Here is a 25534-nt window from a genome sequence, read left to right on the forward strand (position 1 = left end):
CCAGTATCGCGCGACGGCGGCACCGGCGGAGGCGCGCCGGGCCGCCTATGGGATCATGACGCGCGTGCCGCCCCCTCCGACCGAGCCCCTCCGCCGCGCCGTCGGTTCACTGGGGGTTCTCGACTGGATCCGCATCGCCGTGCTCGTGCTCGGTGTCGTGTTCGTCGCCACCGGTCTGCTGCCCGCCGACACGGCCCGCTCCAGCATCGGGCGGATCGCGCCCCTGCTGCTCTTCCTGTTCAGCGTCATCATCCTGGCGGAGCTCACCAAGGAGGCCGGGGTCTTCGACGCGATCGCCCAGCGCATGGCGCGGGCGGGGCGCGGAAACTACGTCGCGCTGTTCCTGCTCTGCGTGGCGTTCGCGTCACTGACGACCATCTTCCTCAACCTCGACACGACCGCGGTACTGCTGACCCCGGTCATGCTGGCGCTGGCGGCGCGCGCGCGGATCGCCACCCTCCCGCTGGCCATGACGACGGTGTGGCTGGCCAACACGGCGAGCCTCCTGCTGCCCGTGTCGAATCTGACCAACCTGCTCGCCGCCGACCGGGTCGCGCTGGAGACGCGCGCGTTCGCCGCTCGCATGTGGGCGCCGCAGCTGGCCGTCCTGGCCGTCACGATGGCGCTGCTGTGGGTGTTCTACTGGCGGCGGTCGGCGCGCGGCGCGGACGCGTACGATCCGCCCGACCCGGTCCCCGTCCGGGACCGGGTGCTGTTCTCGGCCACCGCGGCCGCGTGCCTGCTGTTCATCGGGGCCATCCTCGCGGGCGTGCACACCGGGATCCAGCTCGGCCTCGCCGCGACCGCCGCCGCCGCCGTGGCCGTGGCGGCCTTCGCCGTGCGCGACCGGTCGGTCCTGCGTCCTGTGCTCATCCCGTGGCAGCTCATGGTGTTCGTCACCGGCCTCTTCCTCGTCGTCCCCACTCTGGAACGGTTCGGGCTGGACGACGTGATGCGCGGCCTGGTGGGCCATGACGACGGTGTGGCGGGGGCGTTCCGGGCCGCGTTCTCCGGGGCGGGGCTGTCGAACGTCCTCAACAACCTGCCCGCATACGTGGCGGGGGAGTCGGCCGTGCCCGCCTCGAACAAGGACCAGCTGCTCTCTCTGCTCGTCGGGACGAACGCGGGGCCGGTCATCACCCCCTGGGGATCGCTGGCCACGCTGCTGTGGTTCGAGTGGTGCCGGCGTTGGGACGTCCGTGTGCCGATGCGGAGATTCGTGCTGTCCGGGACGGCACTGGCCGTGGCGGGCTGTGCGGCCGCCGTGGGAACCCTCCTGCTCACCCGGTAGGGCGTTCACCAGGCGACGCGGGTGCGTCCGCCCTCCTGATCGATCTTCGTGGTGGTCTCCAGGAGACGGTCGAGCAGTTCGGGACGCGCCGCGACGAACCCCAGCTCGGACGCGGGGCGGTCGATGCCCAGCTCGTACGGCTCCCCGTCCAGGCGGCGCAGTTCCGCGCCCGCCTCGGCGGCCAGCAGCGCCCCGGCGGGCAGGTCCACGATCTCGGGGAGGTAGCCGACCATCCCGTCGATGTCGCCGCGGGCCAGCATCGTCCAGGCCACCAGCGGTGCCCAGAGCTGGAGCATCCGCGCGCACCGGCGCTCCAAGGCCGAGCGCAGCGCGAACGCCACCGGATCGCCCGCCTTGACCTGATGGCCCTGCGTCCAGGCCAGCACCGGGTTCTTCTCCCGCCCCGGCCTGGGACGATCGGCCAGAGCCAACGGCGTCCCGTCCGGCGCCAGCGTGCCCCTCCCGCGCACCGCCGACCACGTCCGCCCCGACACAGGGTCATGGACGACGCCCAAGACGGGCTCGGCGCGCGCGCACAACGCCAGCCCCACCGCATAGACGGGCATGCCGATCGCCACGTTGTTGGTGCCGTCCAGCGGATCGACGAGCCACACCATTTCCTCGCCCGGTGCGCCGTCGAGGACCCCGGACTCCTCCGCGATGATGCGGTGCCCCGGATACGCCGCCCGGAGCCGTCCGACGATCAGGTCTTCGGCGGCCGTGTCCAGCTCCGTCACCACGTCCCCGCCGCTGCCCTTCGGACGCACGTCCAAGGGCCCGCCCACACCGGCGCTCAGCAGGGCGCCCGCCGCCTCGGCGGCGTCCACCGCCACGCGGCGGGCCTTGGCGAGATCGATCGGAAGGGCCGGTGACGGGGTCGTGGGTCTCATCGGGGCTCTCCAGTCGGGTCCGGCGGCCGGCCTAACGGCGTGGCGAGCAGTGGGCGGCGGCGATCCTGCGGGCCGAACGGCGCAGGGCCCGCACGGTGTCGGCGTGGTCGGAACGTGAACGACGCACCTGGTGGGTGGGGACGTCCATGGGACCGAGCGACAGGTCGCCGCCGCCCGGTGATTGGCGGCCCAAGGCGACCGTGGCCGCGTCCATGCCGTCCTCTATGAGGGTGCTGTGGAACACACCCGCGGGCAGGGTGTACGACTCGCCGGTGCGATGCGTGCTGGAAAGGCCGGGAGAGCAATGCACCGCGCGTCCGGTCGCCCTCAGCTCGTCCAGGTCGTCCTGGCTGATGACCTCGAAGACCTGCTGCGCCGCTCCGCCGGTGCCCTCACCGACGTCCATCCGCACGTTCCGCACCGTCCCGTACAAGACGAAGCTGAGCAGGTCCCAGCTGTGGCAGTGTACGGGCGACGTGGTCGAGGGGGCCGGGCGCACCTCCGGAGTCCAGATGTGCAGGCACACCCCGAAGTCGCCGCTGCGCTCCACGGGGAGGCAGAGGAAGCCCAGAGGGTGCCGTACGGCCGGGACGGGCGAACGGCCCGCCGCGACGTCGTCCAGGACGCCGTCGAGGACGTTCCCCGCCCACGTCGGCAGCGTCCGCGCCGCGGTCCCGGTGTCGATCTCCCCGCGGATCTCCTCGTACTTCACTCCGGCCGCCCCATCGGCTCGTCACTCATACGGGTCCTTGGCCCGCAGCGCCTTACGGATGATCTCGATGACGTCGCGGTCGGTGTAGGCGTGCGCGAGGTCGATCCCGATCACCTCGAAGAGCTTGCGGACCTCCTCGACCGTGGGCTCGTCGTCCAGCGGCGCCAGCCGGGCCTGCTCGACCGGCACGCGGCGCGCCTGGTCCAGGCTGGTCTGGAGTTCCGCGCTCACCCAGCTGTAATAGAACTTGCTGCTGTCGACGACCAGGGCCTCGCCGCGCGGGTCGTCACGGGTGACCACGACACGTGACGCCGCCAGGTCGTAACGCAGCGTCGTCATCGTCTGCGCCAGGCCGATGTCGATGTCGAGCATCGCGAACCGCTGCTTGTGCCAGCACGCCGCCAGGAGCGTGGCGTACGCCTCCTTGCGCGTGCGTTCCAGCGTCCAAGGCTCGCCCGTAGCGTCAGGGCCGTCCGACACCGAACGGCGGTGACGCGCGTACGCCTCGCACACCTCGACGTTGGTCGGATCGAGGATCTCCAGGCGGAACAGGAGCGTCCGCCTTTCCCGGCGGGCCGCGCCCACGCACTCGGGCAGCGTCCGAGCGCGGATGTAGGTCCCCGTCCCGCCCTTGAAGAACCAGCGGTCGGTGTCGCGGCGGGCCTCCGCGAGCACCTGCGCCACCTGCGCCCCGCTGATCACCCGGACGACCGCCGTCTCGTCCAGGGCCCGCTTGGTGTCGGTCAGGACGCTCTCGAACGTCTCGATATGGGCGAGCTTGCCGCTCAGGTCGTCGAGGGTGGCCGAGGAGGCGCGCAGCGTGTCGCGGACCTCCGCCTCGACCGGGATCCGGCGTCCGCGGTCCCGCAGCACCGACGTCGCCAGCAGGCCGATCACCGCGAGGATCCCGCTGTTGGTGATCTCGTCCTCGTTCGGCAGGTTCACCCCGAGGCCGAGGATCGCGACGATGACGGCCAGCACGAGCGCGATCACCGCGTCGGCGTTCTTCCCGAACCAGTTGGCGAAGCGGGTCATTGTCTGCGGCTACCCCGTCCTTGTCTGCGCGTCGTCATCGTAGCCAGGGGGCATAGGCCGGAAAAGCCTTGCAGGTAAGGGGTTCGCTCACTTGTGCGACCGACCGCCCTTCCGGTCGCTATAGGCTCGTCGCCATGCGCGTGCGGGGGTGGTTGTCGGGGGCATGGCCCACGCGTCGTTCGCGTGCGCTCGACATCTTCATCGCCGTGAACCTGGCCATCGCCGACGGCGTGTTCCTGTGGTTCGCCGACCAGAAGTTCTGGCTTCCGCCGCCCGTCGTGTCGATCTGCAGCGTCGTCCTCGGCCTGGCCCTGATCGTGCGGCGGGCCCACCCGGTCGCGCTCGCGGTGTTCTCGCTGGTGTTCGGCACGATCACGGGCGCCGGAGTGTTCGCCGCCCTGGTCATCCTGTACTCGCTCGCCGCGTACACCGCGTCCCGCCGGACGGTGCTGACCGTCGCCGTCATCGGCTACGCCGCCGGGCTGATCTTCCCGTCGCCGACCGCGGGGACGGAGAACTTCCTCGCTCAGGCCATTTTCGGCATAGCGTTCATCGCCGTCCCCGTCCTGCTCGGCCTCTACATGGGCGCGCGCAAGCAGCTGATTGCATCGCTCCAGGAGCGCACGGCACGCCTCGAACGCGAACAGCACCTCCTCGCAGAGCGCGCGCGGGGAGAGGAACGCACCCGCATCGCGCGAGAGATGCACGACGTGGTCGCCAACCGGATCAGCGTCATGGTGGTCCACGCGGGCGCGCTCAAGGCGATCGCCGTCCGCGACCCCGCCACGGCGGCCGAGACCGCCACCGTCATCGGGGACATGGGGCGGCAGGCGCTGGAGGAACTCCGCCACGTCATCGGGGTGCTCAGGCAGGGCGAGGAGGCCCTGCCCCAGGAGGCGGTGACCCTGGCCCACGTCCGCGAGCTCGTCGGCCAGTCCGGTGCCGCCGGCCTCCGGGTGGACCTGTCGATCCGCGGCGAGGAGCGCCCCATGCCGCCCGCCGTCGGACGGACGGTCTACCGGCTCGTCCAGGAGTCGCTCACCAACGTCCACAAGCACGCAGGCTCCGCCGACACCCGGGTGGACCTCGGCCTGCTCCCCGAGGCGATCGAGGTGGAGATCGCCAACGACCCGCCCACCGCCGGGCCGGAGCACCGGCTGCCGAGCGGCGGGAACGGCCTGGTCGGGCTGCGCGAGCGCGTCACCGCCCTCGGCGGCAGCTTCCACGCGGGGCCCCGTGAGGGCGGCTACGCCGTCCGCGCGAGGCTGCCGCTCCCGGCGTCCTGACCTGACAGGACGCCGGAATGTCGGAGGCCCTGCCTACAGTTGAGAGAGCAGGGGAGTAAGCCGGACCCAGGGGAGAGCCGATGCGGCCGATCACGGACCTGCGGCGCCGCGTGGCGCCGTTCGAGGTCGTCACGGAGATGACGCCGTCGGGCGACCAGCCGCAGGCGATCGCCGAGCTCACCGCCCGCGTCGAGGGCGGCGGCAAGGACTCGGTGCTCCTCGGCGCCACCGGCACCGGGAAGACCGCCACGATCGCGTGGCTGGTGGAGAAGCTGCAGCGGCCCGTCCTCGTCATGCAGCCGAACAAGACCCTCGCCGCCCAGTTCGCCAACGAGCTGCGCGAGATGATGCCGAACAACGCCGTCGAGTACTTCGTCTCGTACTACGACTACTACCAGCCCGAGGCGTACATCCCGCAGACCGACACCTACATCGAGAAGGACTCCTCGATCAACGACGAGGTCGACCGGCTCCGGCACTCGGCGACCAACTCCCTGCTCACCCGCCGCGACACCGTCGTCGTCGCGTCGGTGTCCTGCATCTACGGCCTCGGCACGCCGCAGGAGTACGTCGACCGGATGGTCCGCCTGCACGTCGGCCAGGAGATCGACCGCGACGACCTGCTCCGGCAGCTCGTCGGCATGCAGTACACCCGCAACGACCTCGCCTTCACCCGCGGCACGTTCCGCGTCCGCGGCGACACCATCGAGATCATCCCGCAGTACGAGGAACTCGCCGTCCGCATCGAGATGTTCGGCGACGAGATCGAGAAGCTCGCCACCCTGCACCCCCTGACCGGCGAGCTGATCACCGAGGACGAGGAGCTGTACGTCTTCCCCGCCTCCCACTACGTCGCCGGGCCCGAGCGCATGGAGCGGGCCATCCGCGCCATCGAGGCCGAGCTGGAGGAGACCCTCGCCGTGATGGAGCGGCAGGGCAAGATGCTGGAGGCGCAGCGGCTGCGCATGCGCACCGCCTACGACATCGAGATGATGCGGCAGGTCGGCACCTGCTCCGGCATCGAGAACTACTCCCGGCACATCGACGGCCGCGGCCCCGGCACCGCCCCCAACACCCTCCTCGACTACTTCCCGGAGGACTTCCTCCTCGTCATCGACGAGTCGCACCAGACCGTCCCGCAGATCGGCGCCATGTACGAGGGCGACGCCTCCCGCAAGCGGATGCTGGTCGAGCACGGGTTCCGGCTGCCGTCCGCCATGGACAACCGGCCCCTGAAGTGGGAGGAGTTCCTCGACCGGATCGGCCAGACCGTCTACCTCTCGGCGACGCCCGGCCCCTACGAGATGAACCGCGTCAAGGGCGACGTCGTCGAGCAGGTCATCCGGCCCACCGGCCTCATCGACCCCGAGATCGTCGTCAAGCCCACCAAGGGGCAGATCGACGACCTCATCCACGAGATCCGCGAGCGCACCGAACGCGACGAGCGCGTCCTCGTGACCACGCTCACCAAGAAGATGGCCGAGGACCTCACCGACTACCTGCTCGAACTCGGTATCCAGGTCCGCTACCTGCACAGCGAGGTCGACACGCTGCGCCGCATCGAGCTGCTCCGCGAGCTGCGCGCCGGCGAGTTCGACGTCCTGGTCGGCATCAACCTGCTCCGTGAGGGCCTCGACCTGCCCGAGGTCTCCCTCGTGGCGATCCTGGACGCCGACAAGGAGGGCTTCCTGCGCTCCGAGACGTCCCTCATCCAGACGATCGGCCGCGCGGCCCGGAACGTCTCCGGACAGGTCCACATGTACGCCGACACGGTCACGCCGTCCATGGAACGGGCGATCGACGAGACGAACCGGCGGCGCGCCAAGCAGCAGGCCTACAACGACGAGCACGGCATCGAGCCGCAGGCCCTCCGCAAGCGCATCGCCGACATCCTCGACTCCCTGGCCCGCGAGGACGCCGACACCGAGACCCTGATCGGCGGCGCCGGGCGCCAGCAGTCCCGCGGCAAGGCCCCCGTCCCCGGCCTCGCGTCGAGGACGAAGGAGGCCGGCCGGCACGCCGCCGACCTGGTCGGCGAGCGGCCCCGCGAGGAGCTGGAGGCCCTCATCGAGCAGATGACGGACCAGATGCACCAGGCCGCCACCGACCTGCAGTTCGAGCTGGCCGCCCGGCTCCGCGACGAGATCAAGGAACTCAAGCGCGAACTCCGCGACATGAAGGAGGCCGGCGTCAAGTGAGCGCCGACCTCCCCGGTCCCGCCCCAGAGGCGGAGCAGGCGGGCGTCACGCGAAGGCGAGGACGACGCGGTCTTCGACCGGGCGGTAGCCGAGGCGGCGGTAGACGCCGTTGCTCGTCGGGTTCGCCAGGTCGGTGAACAGCACCACGTCGGCGGCTCCCTTGTCCAGCGCGCCCTGGGTGACGGCGGCGGTCACTGCGGCCCCGTAGCCCCTGCGGCGGTGCTCGGACGGCGTGTACACGGGCGCCACCCGCGCTGCCCCCGCGACCGCCGGGGTCCGCCCCGCCATCGCCACCGGGCGTCCGCCGGCCTCCCACAGCGTGATGCCGCCCTCGCCGAGCCTGCCGTCGACCACCGCCGGATTCGGGTCGCCGTGCCCGCCGGCGTCGCGGTGGAACGCCGCGAACCAGTCGTGCACCAGCTCGCGGTCACCGGCTCCGGCGACACGCGCGGCGCCCTGCGGCGGCGGGTCGGGCATCTCAAGGCGCGCCAGCCGGTGCAGGCGCTGCCGCATGATGACACGGCCCGGCGTCCCGGTCAGGCGCTCCCACGCCTCCGCGAATCCCGAGGCGGCCGTCGGCGTCGCGTTGACCGCCGGCACGTCGGCGTCCCGGCCGGCCAGGGCGTCCGCCAGCTCCGGCGCCGCCGGTTCCGGCATCGCGCTGAGCAGCACCGGATACCTTCCGGTCCACATGCACGTGGCCTGGACGTCCCCGCCTGCCGTCCACCACCCGAACAACGCGTTCCGGTAGAGCCCTGAGCCTTGCGCGCGCATGGCCTCCGTGACGGTCAGCGTCACGGTGTTCGCGACGGGATCGCCCCGCAGGAACCCGTCCGCCCGCGCGAGGAACTCTTCAAGATCGTCGGTCAGTGCCCAGCCCATACCCGAGCATGACCACGCCCTCGCCCACCCCGCACCCCATTTTCGCGCCGGCGGCGCCGGATCGCTCGTGGCGGGGTCACTGGCGCGCGGGCGCGCCCTCGCGGGAGGGGCCGGGCCACGGGGTGGCCAGGGTGCGGTAGTAGGCGCTGACGTCCATGAGCTCCTCGTGGGTGCCCGACGCGACGATCCGGCCCTCGTCCAGGACGACGATGTGCGCGGCGGCGCGCACGGTGGTGAACCGGTGGGCGATCACGAGAAGCGCGCACCGGCCGGCGGTCTCGCCGAGCGTGCGGTGCAGCGCCTGCTCGCTCTCCAGGTCCAGATGCGCCGTCGGCTCGTCCAGCAGGAGCAGGTCCGGGCGCGCGACCAGTGCGCGGGCGATCGCGAGGCGCTGGCGCTCACCGCCCGACAGCTCCCGGCCGTGCTCGCCGACGCCGGAGTCCAGGCCGTGCGGGAGCCGGGCGACGAGGCCCGCGAGATTCGTCACGCGGACCGCCTCGCGGATCTCGTCCTCGCCCGCGTGCGGGGCCGCGTAGACGAGGTTGTCGCGGATGGTGCCGTCCAGGATCGGGCAGTCCTGCTCGACCAGGCCGATCCTCGCGCGGTGACCGGAGCGGCTCCGCGCGTCCGCCGGGACACCGCCGACCAGCACCTCCCCGCGGTCGGGATCGTAGAAGCGCTCCGCGAGGGCGAAGACCGTCGACTTCCCGGCGCCGGACCGGCCGATCAGCGCGACGAACCCGTGCCGCGGCACCTCGAAGGAGACGCCTCGCAGGACGGGCCGCGACCGCCGGTAGCCGAACCACACGTCGCGGAACTCCAGGGCCGGGGACCGGTCGTCGTGCGGTGGCTCCGCGCGCGGCGGGTCGCCGCTCTCCCGGGGCAGGACGAGGGCCTCCCTGATCCGCTGGACGGCCCCGGTGCCCTGCTGGACGACGCTGAGCGACTCGAACAGCGCCCCCAGCGGGCCCGTCAGGTAGAGCATGTAGAGCAGGAAGGCCACGAGGTCGGCGACGGAGCCGGACCCGCCGGCCACGCGCGCCCCGCCGACCAGCAGCGCCACGAGGAAGGAGCCCGTCACCGCGAGCTCGGTGGCGGGCGCGACCAGCGCGTCGAACCCGGCCATCCGGACGTTCGCGGCGTAGGCGGCCTCGGCCCGGCCGCCGATGCGCTCGCTCTCCCGGACCTCCGCCCGTGCCGCCTTCACGGTCCGGATCGCGCTGAGCGCCCGCTCCAGGTCGGCGGCCATCGCCCCGGTCGCCCGCCGCCCGCGCAGCGACGCGTCCCGCATGCCGCGCAGCGCCGTGCCGAGAACGGCCCCGGCGACCACGACGACGGCCGCGACGCACGCGAACAGCGTCCAGTCGAGCCAGAGCATCAGCGCGATCGTGGCGGCGAGGCCGATGCTCCCGGTCACGGCGTCGGTGAGGCCGCCGGCGATGATCTGCCTGACCGCGAACGTGTCCGCGTCCGTCCGGGAGATCAGGTCGCCGACCCGGTGCCGGTCGTAGGCGGGCATGCGGAGCCGCAGCAGCCGGTCGATCAGGCTCAGCCGCAGGCCCAGCACGATCCCCTCGCCGGTGCGCGCAAGCTGGAACCGGACCACGGCCTGCGCCAGCGCCTGGACGGCGAACAGCGCGACCAGCGCCGCCACGCCGTGCCACGCCGTCCGTCCCGCCGCCGCGGCGTCGATCACGTCCCGTGCGACAAGCGGCTGGGCCAGCCCCAGCGCGGACGCGGCGAGGGTCAGCGCCACGGTCGCGGCGATCGGGCCGCGGTGCCCGGCGGCCAGCCGCAGGACACCGCGCAGGCCCTCCCGCTCAGCCGCCACGGCGTTCCCCGCCGCGCGGCGGGACGGTGATCAGCGGGGTGAGGTAGCCGTCCGGGACGTTCTCCTCGACGAGCCGGCCGTCCGCCTCCACCCACGCGTGCGCGCCGAACGGGGGCAGCACCCGCGCGCCGACGCACCAGGTCGGCCAGGTGCCCCCGAACCGGCACAGAAGCGCGGTCGCCAGGGACCGGGGCAGGCAGCCGCGCGGGCCGAGGCAGGTCAGGCTGACGGCGACGACCGCGTGCCGCGCCGCCCGCGCCTGGTCGTAGCCGGCCGGGCGGGCCCCCGTCCGCAGCACGGCGAGGACCCACCGGATGCGCCGCGGCGGCAGGAGGGCGATCAGCCGGGCCAAGGACACCGCGAGCCGGGCCGCCGCGCGCCGCGACACCGGCCCTTTGGACGGGCGGTGCAGCGCGCTCGGGACGGTCACGGCCGCACCAGCCGGGCCGCGCGCAGCTGCTCCACCAGCGTCGTCACGTCCTCCAGAGCCCGCGCCGGGTCGACGCCGAACTCCTCGGCCAGCGCCGCCGCGGCCTGCGCCGTGCTGTCGCCGCCCGTGAGCCGCCGGACGGTCGACGCCGCGGTCGGGTTGAGCTGCCAGTAGTCTCCGCTCTGCTCGTCGAGCAGCACCGCCCCGTACGCGGTGTCCGCGGTGGACACGCCTGGTCGCAGTCGCAGGGTCATCCGGTCTCCTCTTCGGTGGTCGTCCGGCGGATTCGGAGGTCATCCCGGCAGGGCCGCGCCGGGGGCCGTCGTGCGCGGGCGGTCCAGGGTGCGCAGCCACACCTCGCAGCCGACGGTGGAGTACAGGATCGCCTCGCGCAGTTCGGGGGCGGCGGGGCGGGCGGTGAGCGCCCGCAGCCGCCCGGCGTCGACCAGCCCGAGCCGGGCCAGCCGCGAGTCCTCCCAGAGGGACATCAGGTCCCGGTGGTGTGCGCGCAGGCCGTCGGCGGCGTCCATCGACGCCTCCGCCTTGTTCGACCGCGCCAGGCACTCGTCCGGGACGATGCCGCGCATGGCCGCGACCAGGAGCGGCTTGTACCGCCACGGGGTGACCCGCTCCTCCGGCCGCACCGCGAGGCACGTCTCGATCACGCGGTCGTCGAGGTACGGCGAGGCCATGGGCAGCCCGGCGCGGGCGCTCATCTGCTCCCACTGCCGGATGATGCGGGTGCACGCGCGGATGGCGTGAAGGTCCGCGTGCGCGCCCCGGCCGGGCGCCAGCGGCCGTGCGGTCCGGGCCGCGTCCCGCAGCACCTCCGCCGCCGCGTGCCCGGCGTCGGGGGTGACCCAGTCGAAGAGCCGCGGGGCCCCGTCCCAGCCCAGCGCCCCTGCGACGGCCGGCTCGGGCGGACGGCGCAGCTCCGCGGCCGAGTCCGCCAGCCACCGGTGGTAGGGGCGGCCGTCCGCCAGCGCCCGCGCCATGGGGGGCAGCGGCCAGTCGAACAGCGCCCGGAACCCGCGCAGGCGCGGCAGCGCCAGCAGCGGCCGGCGGCGCAGCAGCCCGTGGTAGTGGGCCTCCGAGCACCAGGCGACGTGGTCGCCGCCGATGCCGGTCATGTGCAGGCGGCTGCCCTTCGCGACCAGCCGGGGGACGTGGCTCAGGACCCGCGCGCGGTCCATCATGCCGATGGACGGCTCGTCCAGCGGGTCGTCGATGTCGAGGAGCCCCGCATACACCAGCGGCGACTCCTCGGCGGGCCAGACCGCGTGCTCCACCTCGGGCAGACGCGCGGCGGCGCGCCGCGCCCACGCGAGGTCCTCGTCGGCCGGGTCCCGTCCCGGCCAGGTGCTCGCGACGACGCGGGCCCCGCCCCGCGCGGCGAGGAAGCAGACCGATGTCGAGTCCAGGCCGCCGGACAGGTCGCAGCTCACGGTGCCGCCGCCGGCGGTGCGGACCCCGACCGCTTCGCCCAGCACGGTCCGGAGGTCGTCGGCGCCCGCGGCCAGGGACCGCTCCGGTTCCGGTGGCGTCCACCAGGGGCGGGTCCGGGCGCGGCCGTCCCGTTCCACGGTGAGCTGGGTGCCCGGCTCCACGCCGTGCACGTCCCGCCACATCGGCGTGTGCAGGAGCGGATGCGGGACGGGCCACAGCAGCCGCGCCGCGATCTGCCGTTCGTCCAGTCCGGCGCCGGTCAGCGCGGCCAGGGTGTCGGCGCGGTCGGCCGCCGCCGTGACGCCGTTCACCCGGGCGTGGAACACCAGCCGCAGCCCGGCCGCGTCCCCTTGCACGCGCGTCCGCCCGTCCAGCGCCGCTACCAGATGGAAGCTGCCGGGCAGGGTGCGGGCCAGGTGGTCGAGTGGGGCGAGGCCGGTCATCCGCCCGGCTTCCCGGGCGATCCGCTCGGTGCCGGCCGGGAAGCCGCCGATGAGGGCCAGCCGGGCGTCGCCGGCCTCGGCGACGATGATCTGGTCGTCCGCCCAGTGCCCGATCAGCCACGGGCGCCCGGAGGGGTATCGCAGCGTACGGGTGTGGGCCAGGCCCGAGGCCACGGCGAGGCCGGCCTCGTGGTCCGGGAGGACCACGAAGTACGGCTCGCCGTGACCCGGCATGCCACTGTGCTCAGGCATGGGCATGTGGAGTGATCGCCCTCGTCAGTTCTTGCTGAGGATCAGGCGGTCGTTGCCGTGCTTCTGGAGCAGGCCGGTGACCTTGCGGAAGGTGCCCGCCGCCACGAGGACGGGTGCTTCGTACTGCTTCATCTTTCTCTCCTGTTCTTGCCGCGAATTGTTCGGGGGAGCTCCCGATTCCGCCCTCAGGAAAAGGCGAAACGGGGGAAGCGTGGCACGGTGGCCGCGGCCCCGCCACCCGGGCGTGCCCGTGACCTTGAAGGAAGCGGCCCGGCCAGAGCTGGCCGACAAAGCGGAAGAATCCGAATAAAGTCAGCTACTGTGCGGGCTAAGGGGGCGGCCGATAGGGCGTGTCGGCTGGCCTCCCGGATATTCTTCGATGACCGCCCGGCGCACCACATGTTCGACCGTCCGCCACTGTTGTGGCTCATGAATTCCCATTGGCCGGTCCCAGCGAAAAGAGGCCAATTCACGTCGCTGCGGCAAGGGCGGGAAAGAGTCGATAGCGTGTCGGGCATGGCGGATGCGGCGGGTGACCGGATGCTCGGGTGCCTGTTCGGCGGGGCGGTCGGCGATGCGCTCGGACGGCCCGTCGAGGGCCTGGCGCTGGAGGAGATCCGCGCCGCGTACGGGCCCGCGGGGGTGACCGGGTTCTCCGGGCGCGCCGAGATCGGGGAGGCGACGCAGCTGGGCCTGCTCACCGCGCAGGCGGGTGTGCAGGCGTCCATCCGGGCCCGCGCCCGGGGGATCGGCGGCGCCTACTTCGGTCTCGTGCAGTCCAACTACCTGGCGTGGATGAGCGCCCAGGGCGAGCAGATCCCCGAGCAGGACGGGTTCGTGGGCGGCCCGGCGTTGCGCGATCCGGCGGTGACGGCGAGGCGCGGGGTCGGCCGCACCACCCGCGCCGCGCTGCACAAGGCCGCGGAACGCCGCAAACCCGGGTGGCCGCTCGGCCGGGTGGACGAGCCGATCAACGACTCCAAAGGCTGTGCCGGGACGGTCCGCGCGGCATCGTCAGGGTTCGGCCACCCCGATCGCGAGGCCGTCTTCACCCGGGGCCAGGGCACGGCGGCCCTCACCCACGGACACCCGTCCGGTCACCTCCCGGCCGGGACGCTCGCCGCGGCCGTGTCGGCGCTCGTCCACGGCGCCACCCTCACCGAAGCCGTGCGGCAGGCCATGGAGGAGCTTCGCAAGCACCCTGGTCGCGACGAGACGACGGCCGCGCTGGAGACGGCGATCGGTCTCGCCCGAGGGGGACCGCCGTCCGCCGAGCGGGTGGAGGGTCTCGGACGCGGCTTCACCGGTCCCGAGGCGCTCGCCATCGCGGTCTACGCCGCGCTCGCCGCGGAGGCCGCGGGCGGATACCCGCTGGAGATCGTCCCGCGCGGTCTGCTGCTCGCCGTCAACCACTCCGGTGACAGCGACTCCACCGGCGCAGTCTGCGGGAACCTGCTCGGGGCCCGGTACGGCTCGCGGGCCGTCCCAGAACACTGGCGGGCCGGGGTCGAGGCCGCGGCCGTCATCGCCGAACTCGCCCACGGGAGCGACGTCGAGTTCGGACCGCGTCCGCCCGCCGACTCCTACGGCGAGCCGCCGATGGACTGGCATATGCGCTTCTACGCCTGAACCCGCTGCTACGCCTGAACCGTGTGCGACAGCAGCAGCTCGTACGCCGACTCGTAGGAGGAGCCGCCCTCCTCGTGCCGGGCCAGGGGCACGAAGTCGGGGACGGTACGCGACACGCTCGCCAGCAGCCGCTCGCGTGCCTCCTCGGCGGTGAACGGCGTGACGCCGAGCAGGTCGAGCAGACGTTCCCGCTGGGACGGGTAGTCGGGGTGGTCGTCGGTCATGTCCGCGAGCAGCTCGTCCGCCGGATGGCCGGCGCCGAGGTCCTGCCAGTACGTGAAGGACGCGATGATCGTGACGGCCTCGACGAGGTCGGCGGCCATCAGGGCCGCCTGTCCCTCCGAGTCGGCGAACAGGACCGGGCGCGTCCCGCCCGGCTCGCCGATCAGGAAGTACGTGCCGCCGGCGCCGTCTCCGGCGATCGGCTCCAGCGGCAGGCCCGTCGGCAGCCGCAGCTCCTCCACCGGGTCGCGCCGCGCGATGTCGAAGTCGCCGGGCCATTCCAGCAGGCCCGCCAGTTCGGGTTCGTTCTCGATCCTGCGCAGGAGGTCATCGGAAGCCGTCATGCGCGGCACCCTAACCCCTGCGACGGACGTTATTCGGGAGGACGGGGGCCGGCGAGCGGCCTACGATCGCGGCATGGAGTACGCGATTCGCGTGGCGGGGGCCGGGGATCTGGCGGGGCTGGCGGCGATCGAGAACTCGGGCGACCCGATGTTCGGCGAGATCGGGATCGTGTTCCCGCCCGGCCCGACCGTGGTCGAGCAGATGATCGGCAAGGGCGCCGAGATCCTGGTGGCCGGCGATCCGCCGGTGGGGTTCGCGGCCGTCGAGGAGGTCGACGGCGCCGTCCATCTGGAGCAGATCTCGGTGCGCGGCGACCTGGTGGGCCGGGGGATCGGCGCCCGGCTGCTGGACGAGGTCAAGGCGCGCGCCGCCGCGGCCGGGTCGTCCGGGGTCAGCCTGCTGACGTTCCGGGACGTCCCGTGGAACGGCCCGTGGTACGCCCGGCACGGTTTCGCGGAGCTGCCCGAGGAGCGGTGGGGGACGGGCATCAGGTCCTACTGGGACGCCGAGATCAAGGACGGGCTGCACGAGCTGGGCCCGCGCCTCGTCATGTGGGCGCCGCTCGGCTGATCTAAAGATCTACAATGTAAAGGCGGGAACCCGGGGCGGCTCGTGAACGTCTGGCCCATGGACGCGAAGGAGAACGATGATCAGCCCGGTCGCATGGGTGCGGGGCCGTCTCGGCGAGCGAGGAGCCGCGCTCGCCCTCCTGGTGGCGCTGCTGGCGCTGGCCGCCGTCCCCCTGGTGGCGCTGCCGGCGACGCGGTGCGAGGTCTTCGGCAGCGGCTGCCACGAGCCCGAGTCCGAGGCGCGTGCCGATGCGGTCGCGGCGAGGCGGGCGCCGACGCCGCTCGAAGTGGCGACGCGGGGTTCATACGTCGCGCTGGGCGATTCGTACTCGGCGGGTGTCGGCGCCGAGGCGACCGTGGCCGACCAGAACCCCCTCGACCGCTGCCACCGGACGTCCAAGGCGTACTACCACGAGGTCTCTCAGGCGTTCCGCTTCCCGAAGGGCAGTGCGTTCTGGGCTTGCTCCGGCGCGACGACCGCCGACGTGCTGAAGGGACGCGGCGGTGAGCCGCCGCAGATCGGTCGCGTCGATGCCGGCACCAGCCTGATCACGATCAGCATCGGCGGCAACGACGTCGGGTTCTCCAGGGTGCTCGCCGGATGCGTCGTCAAGCTGCCGTGGGGCGAGGGCTGCACCTCGCAGGGCGGGGACATCGCCGGGCGCATGGCCGAGCTCCGGCAGAGCCTCCCCGACCTGCTGTCCAGGATCACTGCGAGGGCGCCCAACGCGCGGGTGGTCGTGATGAGCTACCCGAAGGCGTTCTCCGAGGTCAGCGGGGTGGGCCGGGACAACATCAGCGTGGGCGACCAGCGCTGGCTGAACGCGCGCGCCTACGACCTGGGCCGGCTGATCCGGCAGTCCGTCCTGGAGGCGGACGCGCGGAAGGTCGCCGCGCACGCCCCCGGCAGCGTCGAGTTCGTGGACGCCTACGGCGCCTTCGCCGGTCATGAGGTGGGCAGCAAGGACGCCTACATGAACGGCCTGACGGTGAACCTGTCGGCCCTGGAGGCGGAGCCGCGCAGCTACCACCCGACGATAGCGGGCCAGCAGGCGCTCGCCCGGCTCTTCATCGACCAGGTGAAGAAGGGCCCGGGCCGCCCGCTCTCCTAGCGGTTCGTAGGCTGGAATCATGGCCGTCACCATGGCGCTCGCCGGAGACACCATGCTCGGACGCGGCGTGGCGGACGAGATCGCCGCGTCCGGGCCGCACGCCCTGTTCTCCGACGGTGTGCGCGAGGTCTTCGGCGAGGCCGACCTCGCCCTGGTGAATCTGGAATGCTGCGTGTCGTCCCGGGGGCGGCCGTGGGACGCGCCGGGCAAGCCCTTCCATTTCAGGGCGCCTCCGGTGGCCGCCGAGGCCCTGGCCGACCTCGGCGTGGACTGCGTGACCCTCGCCAACAACCACGCCCTCGACTTCGGGCCCGACGCGCTGATCGACACGCTCGACGTCCTCGGACTGGCGGGAGTACAGACGGTCGGCGCCGGAACGGACATCGCGGAGGCGCGCGAGCACGCCGTCCTGGAGGCCCGAGGCGTCCGGGTCGCGGTCGTGGGCGTCACCGATCATCCGGACGACTTCGCCGCCGGGCCCGGCCGCCCGGGCGTGGCGCTCGCCGACCTCGAACGCGGTGTACCCGGCGACCTGATCGAACGGATCCGGCGGCTCCGGGACGAGAACGACGTCGTCCTGGTGATGCCGCACTGGGGCCCGAACATGGTCCAGGAGCCGCTGCTCTACGTCCGGCGGGCCGCCAGGAGGCTGGTGGCCGCCGGCGCGACGCTCGTCGCCGGGAGTTCCGCGCACGTGTTCCACGGGGTGGCCTGGCCGGTCATCTTCGACATGGGCGACTTCATCGACGACTACGTCATCGACGAGACGCTCCGCAACGACCTGGGCCTGCTGTTCCTGGTCACCGTGGACGCGGGCGGGCCGTCCCGCATCGAGGCGGTGCCGCTACGGCTCGACTTCGCCCACACGCGCCTGGCCGAGGGCGCCGATCGCGCCTGGATCACCGACCGCTTCACGGCGGCCTGCGCCGCCTTCGGCACACCGGTGACCGTGCGACGGGACCGCCTGGTCATCGACCGGGCGGACAGGCCATAGCGGACGCGCTACAGCGGATCGCCGAGCGGCCCGTTCTCGTCCGCCAGCGTGTCGGCCCAGTGAGCGGCCCAGTCGGGCTGCGTGCCGTCGGCGTCGGTGAAGCCGTACTCCCCGTAGAGGCCCCAGGTGGCCAGGGCTCGTCCCGTCTTGTCCATGACGTCGGGGTCGGAGGCGAGTGACGCGACGGCCCGCCCCAGGTAGGCGGGGGTCTCCGAGTGAGCGAAGTGCGCGTCCTTGGCCACGCCGTCCTGCCAGTTGTCCTCGGTCACGCCGAAGTGTTCGAGGACGGCTTCCGAACGCAGGAAACCCGGAGTGATGGCGACGGCGGCGACTCCGTGCGGCCGCAGCTCCGCGGCCTGCGCGACGGCGAGCCGGATCACCGCGGACTTCGCGAGGTCGTAGAAGAACGAGCCGCGATACCGCGCGGTGTTGCCGTCGGTGACCTCCACCACCAGGCCGCGCCGCCGGGCGACCATCAGCGGGAGCGCGAACCGGCTGGTGACGATGTGGGTCTCCACCGCCTGCCGCAGCAGCCGCAGGCCCCTGCCGAGGTCCTGCTCCCACAGCGGATGCGACCAGTCGGTCAGCGGGTCGCCGCCCCACACGGAGTTGACGAGGACGTCGAGCCGCCCGTCCTGCTCTTCGGTGATCCGTTCGACCAGCGTGCGGACCTCGTCCGGGTTGCTGTGGTCGACGCGGACGGCGATGCCGGTGCCGCCGGCCGCGTCGACCCGCGCGGCGGTTTCTTCGATGGTCTCCGGCCGGTCGAGGTCGGAGCGTCCGGAGCCGCTGCTGCGTCCCGTGACGTACACGGTCGCCCCGGCCGCCCCGAGCTCTACGGCGATGCCCCGTCCGCCGCCGCGGGTGCCCCCGGCGACCAGGGCGACTTGTCCGGTCAGTTTCCCCATCGTTCCTCCTTACGGGATATGCGGGGACAGGACGGCGCCGATCTCGCGATCGAGTCGCTCCGGCAGCGTTCCCCTGCGGTCGAGCGCCCAGGTCAGTCCGGCTCCGGCGATGACCGCCTGGATCGAGCCGGTCAGTGCTCGGGTGTCCGTACCCAGGCGGAGTTCGCCGCCGGAGGCCGCCTCGTCGAGCAGCATCTCGATCACGCGCCCGTTCGCCTCGTGGACGGCCAGGGCGTGCTCGTGGAACTCCGGATCGGTGAGGTCCACGCACAGGAACGCCAGGTGGTTGGCGAACCGCTCCGGGGTGTCCATGTCCGACATCGACCGGGTGGCGAACGCGCGCAGCGCCGCCAGTGCGGTCTCGTGGCCGTCCCGGGCTCGCGTGTGCAGAGTCTCCACGTCCTGGACGGACCGCTCGGCCAGTGCGAGCAGCAGGCCGCGCTTGGACCCGAACCGCTGGACGATCGTGCCCGGTACCAGGCCGACCTCGTCCGCCACCGCCGCGAGCGTGAGCTTCGCGGGCCCCACCCGGCCGATCACCTCGACCGCGGCCCTCAGGATCACCGAGTCGTCCACGCCTCGCGGGCGCCCCGCCATCGCATCTCCCCATTAATAAATGACTGTACATTTATTAAAGCGGCCAGAGGTCTCACTGGCAAGTGCCGTGGCACGCCGCACGCACCGATCACTGGGGGAGCGGTCAGGCCCGGACGACGCCCGCGATGACCGTGGTCACCGTCTTGCGGACGGCCTCCGGCCCTGGTGGCGGGCCGGTCCGGTCGGCGAACAGCAGGTGCGCGGCCCCGATCACGGTGGGCGCGAGCACGTCGACCTCGGCGTCCGCCGCGACGCGGCCGAGCTCACGCTCGGCGGCCAGGTAGGAGGCGATCATCTCCACGGCCTCCGTGATGACCGGGAGGCCGGTCGGCCAGGTCTTCCGCAGCCGGGCACGCAGTTCGTCCCGGAACGTGATGAGCGGGAGCATCGCCAGGGCGACCGACTCGAACACGGCCGTCAGCGCGCCGGCGAGGTTGCCGACCACGGTGCCGGTGCCGGCGGCATCGCGCAGGACGGCGGCCTGGGCGTCCATCCGGTGGGCGCGGTCCAGCACGAACTCGGCGAGGAAGTCGTCGAAGTCGGCGAAGTGCCGGTGCAGGACGCCCTTCGCGCAGCCCGCCTCCGCGGTGACGGCCCGGCTGGTCAGGGCGCTCGGCCCGTCTTGGAGCAGAACGCGCTCGGCGGCGTCGAACAACTGCTCGCGCACGTCGCGCATGGCGACCCCGGTCGGCACCGTGGATCCCACCTTCCGATTGACGAGTGGGCGCTTGCCCATCCATAGTGGGCGCATGCCCACTCTACCGCCGGAGCGAGCGACCCGCTCCCAGCCCGAACCCCATCGAGCCCGGGAAGTGGCGGAGTCCTTCGGCACGGACCCCGAACGCTACGACCGGACCCGCCCCCACTATCCCGACGCCATGGTGGACCGCATCGTCGCCGCCTGCCCCGGCCCGGACGTCCTCGACGTCGGCTGCGGCACCGGTACCGCGGCCCGGCAGTTCCAGGCGGCCGGCTGCACGGTGCTGGGCGTCGAGCCCGACGCGCGCATGGCCGGCTTCGCGCGGCGACGCGGCCTGGACGTCGAGGTGGCGACCTTCGAGACCTGGGACGCGGCCGGCCGGAACTTCGACGCGGTCGCCGCCGGGACGGCCTGGCACTGGATCGACCCGGTGGCAGGCGCGGCCAAGGCGGCGCGGGTGCTGCGCCCCGGCGGCCGGCTGGCGGCGTTCTGGCACGTGTTCCAGCTTCCGCCCGAGGTGACGGACGCCCTCGTCGACGTCTACCACCGCGTGGCGCCCGACTCTCCGCTCGGCGGCCAGGCGGGGAGGCCGGCCCTCGACGTGTACCAGGTGATGTTCGACAAGGCCGCCGACGGGATCCGAGAGGCCGGCGCCTTCGGTGACCCCGAGCAGTGGCGCTTCGACTGGGAGCACTACTACACCCGGGACGAGTGGCTGGACCAGATGCCCACCCACGGCAGCCTGACCAACCTCCCGGCGGCGAAGGTGAAGGAGGTGCTCGACGGTGTCGGCGCCGCCATCGACGCGCTGGGAGGCGGGTTCACGATGCCCTATGCCACGGTGGCCGTCACCGCGTCGCGAACCGCCTGATCAGGGCGTCACGCGGCGGCGGATGTCGATGCCCGTGACATTGCGCGGGTCGCGGCCGGGCAGATGCACCTCCCACCCTGTCGCGTCCGCGCGGTACAGCCGGAGCGGGGCGTCGCCGCTGAGCTGATGCGGCTGGAACCGCACGGCGCCTGGATCCGCGTCGGCGAACGCCTCGGAGCAGCGCTGCGGCAACTCCTCGTCCGGGACGAGCGACGCCGCGGCGTCAATGTAGACGGCCCGCCCCTCGCCGATCTCCACGGACGAGTCGAAGATGACGATGGCCACCTCGGGCCGTGCGGCGACGTTCTTCGAATGCCGCGCGTCCGGCGACGACACCCAATAGAACGTCCGGTAGCCGACATGGGTGAAGTACACCGGCGACAGCCGTGGGCGGTGATCGTCCTCGGTCGTCCCGAGCGTGAGATACCGGTTCCCATCAAGGACGGCCCGCGCCAGCTCATCCAGATCCTCAGGAAGGCTCATCCTGAGATCCTGCTCCTTTCCCAGGCGCCATGGCCAGATTGTTCAGCGCGCCGAGCATCAGGAGCATCCGGTGGGCATCGGCCTGGTCGGCGGGGTCCCCGACCTCGGCCGCGAGCCGGTACGCGGCGCGCTCGCCCTCGACGTCCATCTCGCCGCGCAGCATGAGCGCGAGGTTCCGGGCGGCCTTGCCGCTGAACATGGGCTGCCGCAGCTCGGCTGCGTCCCGGTACGCCTGCTTGGCCGCGGCCCTGTCCCCGTTCTCCTCCAGCAGGGCCGCGAGGTTGAACAGCCCGCCCGCCGCGATCAGGGGAGCCTCGTCGGCAGCCGCTCTGCGCAGCTCGGCGATGCCGCCTTCGACGTCGCCGAAACGCCGGGCGAGCATGGTCCCGAGGTTCACGGCCGCCATCGTTCCGGCCAGATCACCGCTGTGCCGCGCCTGGCGGAGCAGGGCGAGGGCACGGTCGCGCTCGCCGCGATCGACAAGGATCATGGCCAGGTCGACCCCCGCCATGGCCCCGAACCGCCGGTGGCCGGACGCGACGGCCCTCTCCAGGACCTCAATGGCCGCCTCGTGCTCGCCGCCCATCATCAGCGCGGACCCCAGGAAGGCGAGCCCCTCGGCGGCGATCGCGCTCACCAAGGATCCGGCCGCGATCTCGAACGCCTCGACGGCGCCGTCCAGATCGTCCGCCGACGACCACAGCCTGCCCCGCCCGAGCGCCGCGAGACCGACGACCTCGTCGACGGTGGCGGGCGCCGTGCGGGGAGCGATGCCGTGCTCGTCGAGCAACTGGAGATTGCGCGCCGCCATTTCCGCCACCTCGCCGGCACCTCGGTCGGCCGCGTAACGGAGCGCCGCCCGGACCGCCTCGATGTCGTCGTCCGCCAGCGCGACGCCGATCATCAGCGCGGCACGGGGGCCGAACTCGGGCTCGCCGCCCTCGACGACCCGGGAGTACCAGTCGACGGCCTCCGCCACGTCGCCCTCGGCGAGCACCTGGTCGGCGTACCGGCTCATGGTCTCCGCGTTCGCCCCGAGCCCCGGCTCGCCGGCCGCCATGACGAGCGTGAAGAGGAAGATCCCGCTCTCCGGGTCCGGTCTCGGCATCCTGCAGATCCGCCGCGCCATCGCCGTCCGCCCATCCGCTCGTCCCCATGATCAAGACGAAGGAATTCGTATCACGCCCCTTGTCCAGTCCCTGGCGGTTTCGTGACTCCCGGCAGGTCTACCGCAAGACCGTGGGCTGGGCGGTCACGCCGGTGGCCAGTTCTTGAGGGCGGTGTCGAGGGCGTCCAGGGTTCGGATCCAGGAGGCTTCGACGTCGCGCGGGGTGTGGCTGAACCCGCCGGCGGTCTCCAAGCTCACGTAACCGTGGAAAACGCTGCCGAGCATCCGCACCGCGTCGGTCTGGTCGGGTTCCGACAGGTCGTAGCCGCGCAGGATGGCCCGCGTCATCTCCGAGTGCCGTCCCGCCGCGCTCTTGGCCGCCGTCTCGGGGTCCAGCCTCATCCGTCCCGCCGCGTACCTGCCGGGGTGGCGCTTGGCGTAGTCGCGGTAGGCGCTCGCGAAGGCCACCAGAGCGTCCTTGCCCGCGCGACCAGCAATTGCGGCGGCGACCTCGTCGGCGAGTTCCGCCAGAGTCAGCAGCGCGACGCGCGTCTTCAGGTCGCGGGCGTTCTTGATGTGCGAGTACAGGCTGGCCTCCTTGACGCCGAACCGGCGTGCCAGCGCCGCGACGGTCACGTTGTCGAAGCCGACCTCGTCGGCCAGCTCCGCCGCCGCCCTGGTCAGGCGCTCAGTGGTCAACCCTGCCCGTGCCATGGCTTTCTCCTCGTATGCCTAGAGGCTTAATGTATTTGCCTAAGCCTATTAGGAAGACTAGCCTCGCCGCCCATGAGACCCGTGACCGAGCACGAGATCCGCACGTCGTTCGTCAACTGCTCCAAGGGCGAGGCCAAGCGGCTCGGCCTGCCCAAGGACTTCGCCGACCTGCCCTGGGACGACCTGGATTTCCTGGGGTGGCGAGATCCGGGTGCACCCGAACGCGCCTACCTGGTCGCCGAACGCGACGGCCGCCTCGTCGGTATCGCCTTGCGCAAAGCCTCGGGCGCGTCCCGTGGCTTCATTTCGCGCAGCATGTGCTCGCTATGCCTGACTACGCGCACAGGCGGCGCCGTCGCCCTCATGACGGCGCGTCGCACCGGCGAGGCAGGCCGCCAGGGCAACTCGGTCGGCCAGTACCTTTGCGACGACCTCGACTGCTCCCTCTACGTCCGAGGCAAGAAGCGCTCGGTCGCAGGCGGGGAGTTCGAGGAGTCCCTCACTCCGGAGGAGAAGATCACCCGCATGCAGACCAACCTGCACGCGTTCCTCGACAAAGTGGCCCGTTGACTCTCCGGAGCGGGCGCCCCGCTCACTCAGTCTCGGCGGGGACTTGCGGGAAAGTGCTGCCAGGGGTCAGCCCGGCGCCGTGCGCGAGCTGGAGCGCCGCGGTCGTGTCCAGGTTCCAGCGGTCGCTGAACCAAGCGAAGTCCTCGGCCGACAGGGCCTGCTCCCGTGCTCGCCGGACCATCCCTTCCAAGGCGCCACCCTGCGCCCGTTCGATGGTCTCGTCCAGAGCCAGGTCCGTTTCTTCATCGTCGGCGTCGACGCTTTCGCCCAGCTTGTAGCCGAACACGACATCGGCCACGGTGAAGACCAGTGCCTGCAGATCGACTGTGCGGCCCACCGTGCTGGCCAGCCCATCGTCCCGGACGTCCGCCGGATACTCGACCCGCCGCCACTCGGCGTCGTACCAGTAGACGAATCCGAGTTCGTGGCCGTCCTGGAGGTACTGAAGCCGCTTGAGGGGGAGCCAGTGGGGTGCGTCAGCCAGCAGATCGAGAGGCGGTTCGCGGAACCTGGTCTCGCTCGCCTCGTGATCACATCCGTACAGGACGGCCCGTCCCCCTTCAATCAGTGCCAGGGTCCACTCATTGCCGCCGGAATCATCATGCGTGACGCCGTTGGAGTGGACCGAGAACGACGCGGAGAAGTCGTATGGAATCGCTGCCTCTACCGCTGCCATCGTTGCGGCCCGCACCCACAGCTCGGACGGTTCCGGCAGATCCGCCGGACGCTCCGGCCTCTGCACGCCAGCACCGTTCACCCGATCAGCCGTCCTGCCGCTTGAGGGTGGTGAGGAACGCACTCCACGCCTGCGGCTCGAAGGCGAGCACAGGCCCGTCCGGATCCTTCGAATCCCGCACGGCCACCGCCCGCCCGGTCGGCGTCACCTCGACGCATTCGCCAGCTTGTGAGCCGCTGTGACTGCTCTTGCGCCAGATGGACGCCAACTCGACGCAGTCGTCAGCCTGGGAGCCGCTGTAGGTGCTCTTGCGCCAGATGACGTATGGCAACTCTGAACCCGTCATAGCTCTGAGATTATTCTGTTGATCAGTTCGCGAGAAGAAGGTTCGGGGAGTGCTGAAGTCCGCAAGTCTGTGAACTTCTCACGGTAGAGCTGGATCTCTTGACCACCCTCCATGATCCACTGACCCGTGAAATGGTCGGTCAGCACTGTGCTTAGGATCGGTGGGCAGCCGATTTCAATGAGTTGGAACTGGCCAACGTATGCCGAGCCGGGGTCCACAGCCAGTGGCAGGACTTGCAGGATGACATGCTCCTGCTCGGATTCGTTGAGGATCCTCCGGAGTTGGCTGCGCATGACCTGGCGACCGCCACGCACTCGGCGAAGCACTGCCTCATCGAGGATCACTTCTAGGCATGGCGGCTTCTCCCGGTGAAGGATCTCCTGCCGTGCCATGCGGAAGGCTACATAGCGCTCTACCAGGTTGTCTGGCCTTACTGGAACTCTCGTGGAATTGACCGCGCGGGCGTAGCTTTCGGTTTGAAGGAGGCCCGGGATGAACGTTGTCTCCGTGGTGATGATGCGTGAGGCGTCGTGTTCGAGGGAGACGCGATCCAGGGCCTCGTGCGTGGCCAGGTCCTTGTAGGCGTCCCACCAGCCGGGTTGGCGGTCTTGCTCGCCGAGGGTCATGAGGGCGGCGCGGACGTCCGTCGGGACGTTGTACTGGTCCAGGATGAAGCCGAGGTCGCGGAGGCGCAGCCACTGCACGCCGTTCTCGATCTGGCTGAGGGACGAGGGGGAGCGTTCGAGGTGCTTACCGGCGGTCTTGAGGGTGTAGCCGGACTCCTCCCTGAGGCGGCGGAGGACTCTTCCGATCTTGCGGCGGCGAGTGGTCGAGAGGGTCGCTTCCGACATGCGATCAGAGTGTCACGCTGCGGAGTCAGATGTCCGGAGAACCGACCGCCGCTGAAATTTTAGTGGGGAGTCCTTTCGGGGGATACGGAACGTGTTGTTGCGGCTGCGCTGCGCTTGGAGCCTGAGTCCCGAGAGGGAGGACT

General features: G+C 71.9%; 28 protein-coding genes. 9 read left to right on the forward strand and 19 right to left on the reverse strand.

The window, feature by feature from the left end; all coding sequences use genetic code 11:
- Positions 1-64 precede the first annotated feature (64 nt).
- A complete protein-coding gene (locus tag ACQPZP_RS16705; RefSeq protein ID WP_433478523.1) occupies positions 65-1291 on the forward strand; it encodes an SLC13 family permease in 1227 nt (408 codons plus the stop codon).
- A gap of 5 nt (positions 1292-1296) precedes the next feature.
- On the opposite strand, the gene ACQPZP_RS16710 is transcribed toward ACQPZP_RS16705, so the two are convergent.
- From ACQPZP_RS16710 to ACQPZP_RS16720, 3 genes are read right to left on the reverse strand one after another with little or no spacing between them, the layout of a single operon-like run.
- The gene (locus ACQPZP_RS16710; RefSeq protein WP_433478524.1) at positions 1297-2181 is read right to left on the reverse strand and encodes an inositol monophosphatase family protein; all 885 of its coding nucleotides are present in this window, start codon (positions 2179-2181) and stop codon (positions 1297-1299) included.
- 31 nt (positions 2182-2212) lie between these two features.
- Positions 2213-2893, reverse strand: a complete 681-nt coding sequence (locus ACQPZP_RS16715; RefSeq protein WP_433478525.1) for a hypothetical protein — start codon at positions 2891-2893, stop codon at positions 2213-2215.
- Between the two features lie 21 nt (positions 2894-2914).
- The gene (locus ACQPZP_RS16720; protein ID WP_433478526.1) at positions 2915-3928 is read right to left on the reverse strand and encodes a hypothetical protein; all 1014 of its coding nucleotides are present in this window, start codon (positions 3926-3928) and stop codon (positions 2915-2917) included.
- A 134-nt stretch (positions 3929-4062) separates the two neighbouring features.
- Between ACQPZP_RS16720 and ACQPZP_RS16725 the strand changes: the two genes are divergently transcribed.
- Together ACQPZP_RS16725 and uvrB are read left to right on the forward strand one after the other, a co-directional pair.
- A complete protein-coding gene (locus tag ACQPZP_RS16725) occupies positions 4063-5214 on the forward strand; it encodes a sensor histidine kinase (RefSeq protein ID WP_433478527.1) in 1152 nt (383 codons plus the stop codon).
- Between the two features lie 80 nt (positions 5215-5294).
- Positions 5295-7412 (forward strand): excinuclease ABC subunit UvrB, encoded by a 2118-nt coding sequence (uvrB, locus tag ACQPZP_RS16730; protein ID WP_433478528.1) that lies wholly within the window; start codon positions 5295-5297, stop codon positions 7410-7412.
- A 45-nt stretch (positions 7413-7457) separates the two neighbouring features.
- Here uvrB and ACQPZP_RS16735 read toward each other — a convergent pair whose 3' ends face one another.
- The 6 genes from ACQPZP_RS16735 to ACQPZP_RS16760 form a co-directional block, all read right to left on the reverse strand.
- A complete protein-coding gene (locus ACQPZP_RS16735) occupies positions 7458-8294 on the reverse strand; it encodes a GNAT family N-acetyltransferase (RefSeq protein ID WP_433478529.1) in 837 nt (278 codons plus the stop codon).
- 76 nt (positions 8295-8370) lie between these two features.
- Positions 8371-10125 carry an ABC transporter ATP-binding protein gene (locus ACQPZP_RS16740; RefSeq protein WP_433478530.1) on the reverse strand — a complete coding sequence of 585 codons (1755 nt, stop codon included), beginning with the start codon at positions 10123-10125 and terminating at the stop codon, positions 8371-8373.
- Positions 10115-10555 (reverse strand): lasso peptide biosynthesis B2 protein, encoded by a 441-nt coding sequence (locus ACQPZP_RS16745; protein WP_433478531.1) that lies wholly within the window; start codon positions 10553-10555, stop codon positions 10115-10117. Before ACQPZP_RS16745 ends, ACQPZP_RS16740 begins: the two co-directional genes overlap by 11 nt.
- Positions 10552-10809: a lasso peptide biosynthesis PqqD family chaperone gene (locus ACQPZP_RS16750; protein ID WP_433478532.1), complete on the reverse strand. Its 258-nt coding sequence runs from the start codon at positions 10807-10809 to the stop codon at positions 10552-10554. The genes ACQPZP_RS16745 and ACQPZP_RS16750 overlap by 4 nt, the downstream gene beginning before the upstream one ends.
- A gap of 39 nt (positions 10810-10848) precedes the next feature.
- The gene (locus ACQPZP_RS16755) at positions 10849-12696 is read right to left on the reverse strand and encodes a lasso peptide isopeptide bond-forming cyclase (protein WP_433478533.1); all 1848 of its coding nucleotides are present in this window, start codon (positions 12694-12696) and stop codon (positions 10849-10851) included.
- Between the two features lie 24 nt (positions 12697-12720).
- A complete protein-coding gene (locus tag ACQPZP_RS16760) occupies positions 12721-12828 on the reverse strand; it encodes a keywimysin-related RiPP (protein ID WP_433478534.1) in 108 nt (35 codons plus the stop codon).
- 384 nt (positions 12829-13212) lie between these two features.
- Here ACQPZP_RS16760 and ACQPZP_RS16765 point away from each other — a divergent pair, with 384 nt between their 5' ends.
- Positions 13213-14325 carry an ADP-ribosylglycohydrolase family protein gene (locus tag ACQPZP_RS16765; RefSeq protein WP_433478535.1) on the forward strand — a complete coding sequence of 371 codons (1113 nt, stop codon included), beginning with the start codon at positions 13213-13215 and terminating at the stop codon, positions 14323-14325.
- 8 nt (positions 14326-14333) lie between these two features.
- Here the strand turns inward: ACQPZP_RS16765 and ACQPZP_RS16770 are convergent, their stop codons facing one another.
- Positions 14334-14891 (reverse strand): hypothetical protein, encoded by a 558-nt coding sequence (locus ACQPZP_RS16770; protein WP_433478536.1) that lies wholly within the window; start codon positions 14889-14891, stop codon positions 14334-14336.
- 73 nt (positions 14892-14964) lie between these two features.
- On the opposite strand from ACQPZP_RS16770, the gene ACQPZP_RS16775 reads away from it, so the two are divergent.
- The 3 genes from ACQPZP_RS16775 (at position 14965) to ACQPZP_RS16785 (ending at position 17567) form a co-directional block, all read left to right on the forward strand.
- Positions 14965-15462 carry a GNAT family N-acetyltransferase gene (locus ACQPZP_RS16775; RefSeq protein ID WP_433478537.1) on the forward strand — a complete coding sequence of 166 codons (498 nt, stop codon included), beginning with the start codon at positions 14965-14967 and terminating at the stop codon, positions 15460-15462.
- A gap of 76 nt (positions 15463-15538) precedes the next feature.
- On the forward strand, positions 15539-16573 hold the full coding sequence (locus ACQPZP_RS16780) for an SGNH/GDSL hydrolase family protein (protein WP_433478538.1): 1035 nt from the start codon (positions 15539-15541) through the stop codon (positions 16571-16573).
- 19 nt (positions 16574-16592) lie between these two features.
- Positions 16593-17567 carry a CapA family protein gene (locus tag ACQPZP_RS16785; protein WP_433478539.1) on the forward strand — a complete coding sequence of 325 codons (975 nt, stop codon included), beginning with the start codon at positions 16593-16595 and terminating at the stop codon, positions 17565-17567.
- An 8-nt stretch (positions 17568-17575) separates the two neighbouring features.
- Here the strand turns inward: ACQPZP_RS16785 and ACQPZP_RS16790 are convergent, their stop codons facing one another.
- The 3 genes from ACQPZP_RS16790 to ACQPZP_RS16800 form a co-directional block, all read right to left on the reverse strand.
- A complete protein-coding gene (locus ACQPZP_RS16790) occupies positions 17576-18475 on the reverse strand; it encodes an SDR family oxidoreductase (RefSeq protein ID WP_433478540.1) in 900 nt (299 codons plus the stop codon).
- A 9-nt stretch (positions 18476-18484) separates the two neighbouring features.
- Positions 18485-19072 (reverse strand): TetR/AcrR family transcriptional regulator, encoded by a 588-nt coding sequence (locus ACQPZP_RS16795; RefSeq protein WP_433478541.1) that lies wholly within the window; start codon positions 19070-19072, stop codon positions 18485-18487.
- A gap of 103 nt (positions 19073-19175) precedes the next feature.
- Positions 19176-19766 (reverse strand): TetR/AcrR family transcriptional regulator, encoded by a 591-nt coding sequence (locus tag ACQPZP_RS16800; protein WP_433478542.1) that lies wholly within the window; start codon positions 19764-19766, stop codon positions 19176-19178.
- A 55-nt stretch (positions 19767-19821) separates the two neighbouring features.
- Here ACQPZP_RS16800 and ACQPZP_RS16805 point away from each other — a divergent pair, with 55 nt between their 5' ends.
- A complete protein-coding gene (locus tag ACQPZP_RS16805) occupies positions 19822-20643 on the forward strand; it encodes a class I SAM-dependent methyltransferase (RefSeq protein WP_433478543.1) in 822 nt (273 codons plus the stop codon).
- On the opposite strand, the gene ACQPZP_RS16810 is transcribed toward ACQPZP_RS16805, so the two are convergent.
- The 3 genes from ACQPZP_RS16810 to ACQPZP_RS16820 all read right to left on the reverse strand — a co-directional run bounded on the left by ACQPZP_RS16810 (position 20644) and on the right by ACQPZP_RS16820 (position 22948).
- Positions 20644-21126, reverse strand: coding sequence for a pyridoxamine 5'-phosphate oxidase family protein (locus tag ACQPZP_RS16810; RefSeq protein WP_433478544.1), 483 nt, complete (start codon positions 21124-21126; stop codon positions 20644-20646).
- Positions 21113-22234 carry a tetratricopeptide repeat protein gene (locus ACQPZP_RS16815; RefSeq protein WP_433478545.1) on the reverse strand — a complete coding sequence of 374 codons (1122 nt, stop codon included), beginning with the start codon at positions 22232-22234 and terminating at the stop codon, positions 21113-21115. The genes ACQPZP_RS16810 and ACQPZP_RS16815 overlap by 14 nt, the downstream gene beginning before the upstream one ends.
- A gap of 144 nt (positions 22235-22378) precedes the next feature.
- Positions 22379-22948, reverse strand: coding sequence for a TetR/AcrR family transcriptional regulator (locus tag ACQPZP_RS16820; RefSeq protein ID WP_433478546.1), 570 nt, complete (start codon positions 22946-22948; stop codon positions 22379-22381).
- A 72-nt stretch (positions 22949-23020) separates the two neighbouring features.
- Here ACQPZP_RS16820 and ACQPZP_RS16825 point away from each other — a divergent pair, with 72 nt between their 5' ends.
- The gene (locus tag ACQPZP_RS16825) at positions 23021-23518 is read left to right on the forward strand and encodes an FBP domain-containing protein (RefSeq protein WP_433478547.1); all 498 of its coding nucleotides are present in this window, start codon (positions 23021-23023) and stop codon (positions 23516-23518) included.
- 22 nt (positions 23519-23540) lie between these two features.
- Here the strand turns inward: ACQPZP_RS16825 and ACQPZP_RS16830 are convergent, their stop codons facing one another.
- From ACQPZP_RS16830 to ACQPZP_RS16840, 3 genes are read right to left on the reverse strand one after another with little or no spacing between them, the layout of a single operon-like run.
- Positions 23541-24260, reverse strand: a complete 720-nt coding sequence (locus tag ACQPZP_RS16830) for a hypothetical protein (RefSeq protein ID WP_433478548.1) — start codon at positions 24258-24260, stop codon at positions 23541-23543.
- A 19-nt stretch (positions 24261-24279) separates the two neighbouring features.
- A complete protein-coding gene (locus ACQPZP_RS16835) occupies positions 24280-24540 on the reverse strand; it encodes a DUF397 domain-containing protein (protein ID WP_433478549.1) in 261 nt (86 codons plus the stop codon).
- Entirely contained in the window at positions 24537-25391 is an 855-nt protein-coding gene (locus ACQPZP_RS16840; RefSeq protein ID WP_433478550.1) for a helix-turn-helix domain-containing protein, read from the reverse strand. Before ACQPZP_RS16840 ends, ACQPZP_RS16835 begins: the two co-directional genes overlap by 4 nt.
- Positions 25392-25534 lie beyond the last annotated feature (143 nt).

Origin of the sequence: Spirillospora sp. CA-142024 (assembly GCF_050942325.1) — a bacterium.
In the GTDB taxonomy this organism is placed as follows: Bacteria; Actinomycetota; Actinomycetes; order Streptosporangiales; family Streptosporangiaceae; genus Spirillospora.